4 protein-coding genes are annotated in these 3,253 nt (G+C 67.6%); 3 read left to right on the forward strand and 1 reads right to left on the reverse strand.

The features are described 5' to 3' along the window. On the forward strand, positions 1-202 hold a 202-nt coding region (locus ACEN88_RS27580), incomplete at its 5' end, for a hypothetical protein (RefSeq protein ID WP_413344788.1). A gap of 60 nt (positions 203-262) precedes the next feature. On the opposite strand, the gene ACEN88_RS27585 is transcribed toward ACEN88_RS27580, so the two are convergent. After that, positions 263-1,180, reverse strand: coding sequence for a LysR family transcriptional regulator (locus ACEN88_RS27585; protein WP_413344789.1), 918 nt, complete (start codon positions 1,178-1,180; stop codon positions 263-265). Between the two features lie 126 nt (positions 1,181-1,306). Between ACEN88_RS27585 and mdcA the strand changes: the two genes are divergently transcribed. Both mdcA and ACEN88_RS27595 read left to right on the forward strand, forming a co-directional pair. After that, entirely contained in the window at positions 1,307-2,962 is a 1,656-nt protein-coding gene (gene mdcA, locus ACEN88_RS27590) for a malonate decarboxylase subunit alpha (RefSeq protein WP_413344791.1), read from the forward strand. Continuing rightward, positions 2,962-3,253, forward strand: a 292-nt coding sequence (locus ACEN88_RS27595; protein WP_413344793.1) for a triphosphoribosyl-dephospho-CoA synthase, incomplete at its 3' end; no start/stop codon positions are given. The genes mdcA and ACEN88_RS27595, both read left to right, overlap by 1 nt.

Consider the following 3,253-nt stretch of genomic DNA (forward strand, 5'->3'; position numbering starts at 1 on the left):
CGGCCTCCCCGAGCCGGTGCCGCGTGACGGCGCCGGGTTTGCAGGGTACCGCGGGCACTGGGGCCTCATCGGCATGCGCGAACGGGCGGCACGCATCGGCGCCCGCCTGGACATCGCCAGCGGCCCGCGCCAAGGCACGATGGTCACGTTGACCGTGCCCGGCGTGCACGCCTACGGCGCCGACCGGGCGCCGCCGATATAATCCTCCAGCCCTCCCGCCTGGACAATGCCCGCCCCGTCGAGGTGCCGGGCTGTTTCGCGACTAGGCACCGAGCCGCTGGCCCTTGCCGTACATCCGGCACTCGGCCGCCAGCGCCAGCAGGTTCGGATCGCGCTCGCGGCTCTTCGAGATCAGGAGGCTGATGGTCTGGTGCGACGCGTACGGCGCATCGAGCGGGATCAGCTGGATGCGCGTGCTGAATTCCGCCACGCGGCCCGGCAGCAGGCTGTAGCCCATGCCGCCGCTGACCAGGTTGATCAGCGAGAAGATGTCGGACACCCGCATGATCGTCTCCGGCGTGTAGCCGGCCTGGCGGAACGCGTGGTCGAAACTGTCCGACGTGACGAAACCGCCTCCCAGTGTGATGAATTTTTCGCCCTCCAGGTCGCGCAGATCCACGTGACTACGGTTCGCGTACGGTGAACCCAGCGGCGCGGCAAGATGCACCTCGTCCTCGAACAGCGGCACTGCCAGTAACTGCGCATCGTCGAGCGGCGCCTGCAGCCCGATCACGATGGCGTCCAGCCGACCCTCGTCCAGCCCGCGCAGCAATTCCTGGTTCGAGCCAAGGGTGAGGTCGATCTGCAGTTCGGGCCGGCGCAGCTTCAGGCCCATGAGCAGTTGCGGGATGCAGCGCAGTGTAAGCGAATACAGCGACCCGATCTTCAGCCTGCCGCCCGCGAAGCCGGCCAGCTCGCGCACCTTGCGCACGCCCTCTTCCGTTTCGCTGACGGCGCGCTGCGCGTGCTTGGCGAACGCATAGGCGGCCGGCAGCGGTGCGAGGCTCCTGCCTTCGCGCCGGAACAGCGGACAGCGCAATCCCTCTTCCAGCGAGTGCAGCGCGCGGTGGATGCTGACCGTGCTCTGGCCCAGTTCTTCCGACACGCGCGCCAGGCTGTGCAGGCGCATGAAGGCCAGGAAGACTTCCAGTTTCTTTAAAGTAATCTCTTCGTCGATCATCGCGCCGCTCCTCGGGAAAGTATACCGCAATCATTAACCTCAGAGTAAACATTCCGCCGCCGCGTTGATTGTAGGGCGGTCGTCTCCTTTCTATGCTGGACCTACCTTCCATACAAAGGAGACAACATGGAAAGCAACACTCCCCGCCGATGGGACACGCGGCGCCAGGAAAAGGCGCGGCGCATGGCGGCAGCGAGCCACCTGGCCGACGGCCCCGTGCTGGACAGCGCGCGCATCGTGGACGCGCTCGAACTACTGCTGGCCGGCGGCGACCGCGTCGTCCTCGAGGGGAATAACCAGAAGCAGGCGGACTTCCTCGCCCGCGCCCTCGTGCAGGTCGATCCGGACCGGATCAACAGGCTGCACATGATCATGCCCAGCGTGAGCCTGCCGGAGCACCTCGACCTGTTCGAGCGCGGCATCGCCAGCAAACTCGATTTCGCCTACGCCGGCGCGCAAAGCCTGCGCATCTCGCAATTCCTGCAGGAGGGCACGCTCACCGTGGGCGCCCTGCACACCTACATCGAGCTGTATGCCCGCCTGTACGTGGACCTGTCGCCGAACGTCGTCATGGTCGCCGGCTATATGGCGGACCGCCAGGGCAACCTGTACACGGGACCGAGCACGGAAGACACGCCGGCGCTCGTCGAAGCGGCCGCCTTCCGCGACGGCATCGTGATCGCGCAGGTGAACGAAATCGTCGACGACCCGAAGGACCTGCCCCGCGTGGACATCCCCGGCGCGTGGGTCGACTACGTCGTACGCGCCGACAAGCCGTTCTACATCGAACCGCTGTTCACGCGCGACCCGCGCCTCATCAAGCCCGTGCACATCCTGATGGGGATGATGGCGATCCGCGGCGTCTACGAGCGCCACGACGTGCAGTCGCTGAACCACGGCATCGGCTTCAACACGGCCGCGATCGAACTGCTGCTGCCGACGTACGGCGAGCGGCTGGGCCTGAAGGGCAAGATCTGCCGCAACTGGACCTTGAACCCGCACCCCACGCTGATCCCCGCCATCGAATCGGGCTGGGTCGACAGCGTGCACTGCTTCGGCGCGGAGCTGGGCATGGAAAAATACACGGCCGCCCGCCCCGACGTGTTCTTCATCGGCCGCGACGGCTCCATGCGCTCGAACCGCGCGTTCTGCCAGCTCGCGGGCCAGTACGCGGTCGACCTGTTCATCGGTTCCACCCTGCAGATGGATGGCCTGGGCAACTCGTCGACCGTGACGCACGGCCGCCTGACGGGCTTCGGCGGCGCGCCCAACATGGGCCACGACCCGCACGGCCGCCGCCATCCGACGCCGGCGTGGCTCGACCTCGTGGAGACGGACGATCCGCTCGCCCGCGGCAAGAAGCTCGTCGTGCAGATGGTCGAGACGTTCCAGGACGGCAGCCAGCCCACGATCGTGGAATCGCTGGATGCCGTCGAGGTGGGCAAGACGTCCGGCATGCCGCTGGCGCCCGTGATGATCTACGGCGACGACGTCACCCACGTTCTCACCGAAGAAGGCATCGCCTACCTGTACAAGGCGCGCTCGCTCGAAGAACGCAAGGCGATGCTGGCGGCGGTCGCGGGCGTCACGCCGATCGGCCTCACCCACGACCCGAAGCAGACGGCGCGCATGCGTGCCGAAGGCCTGATCGCGCTGCCGGAAGACATGGGCGTGCGCCGCGCCGATGCGACCCGCTCGCTGCTGGCGGCGAAAAGCATCGCGGAACTGGTCGACTGGTCGGGCGGCCTGTACGAACCGCCCGCGAAATTCAGGAGCTGGTGATGACCGCGCGCGATCCCATCCTGGTTCCTTCCGACGCCGCGCCCGCCCTCGCGCAAGGGTTGGCAAACGAGCTGGCCGACCACGCCGTCGCGGCGCTGATCGACGAAGCGATGCTGACGCCGAAGCCGGGTCTCGTCGATCTGCGCGGCGCCGGCGCCCACCGCGACCTCTCGTGGCCCCTGATGTGCGCATCGGCCTGCGCACTCCGGCCCGCTTTCGGCCAGATGGCGCTGGCGGGTCTACTCGGCGCGGACGACGACGCGCTGCTGCGCCGGCGCATCGGCGCCGAGT

This window comes from Massilia sp. CT11-108, assembly GCF_047302915.1.
Classification (GTDB): domain Bacteria; phylum Pseudomonadota; class Gammaproteobacteria; order Burkholderiales; family Burkholderiaceae_D; genus Telluria; species Telluria orientalis.

Coding starts and splice junctions, on each gene's coding strand:
- ACEN88_RS27585 (WP_413344789.1), bottom strand. CDS start 1,180: ATGATCGACGAAGAGATTACTTTAAAGAAACTGGAAGTCTTCCTGGCC.
- mdcA (WP_413344791.1), top strand. CDS start 1,307: ATGGAAAGCAACACTCCCCGCCGATGGGACACGCGGCGCCAGGAAAAG.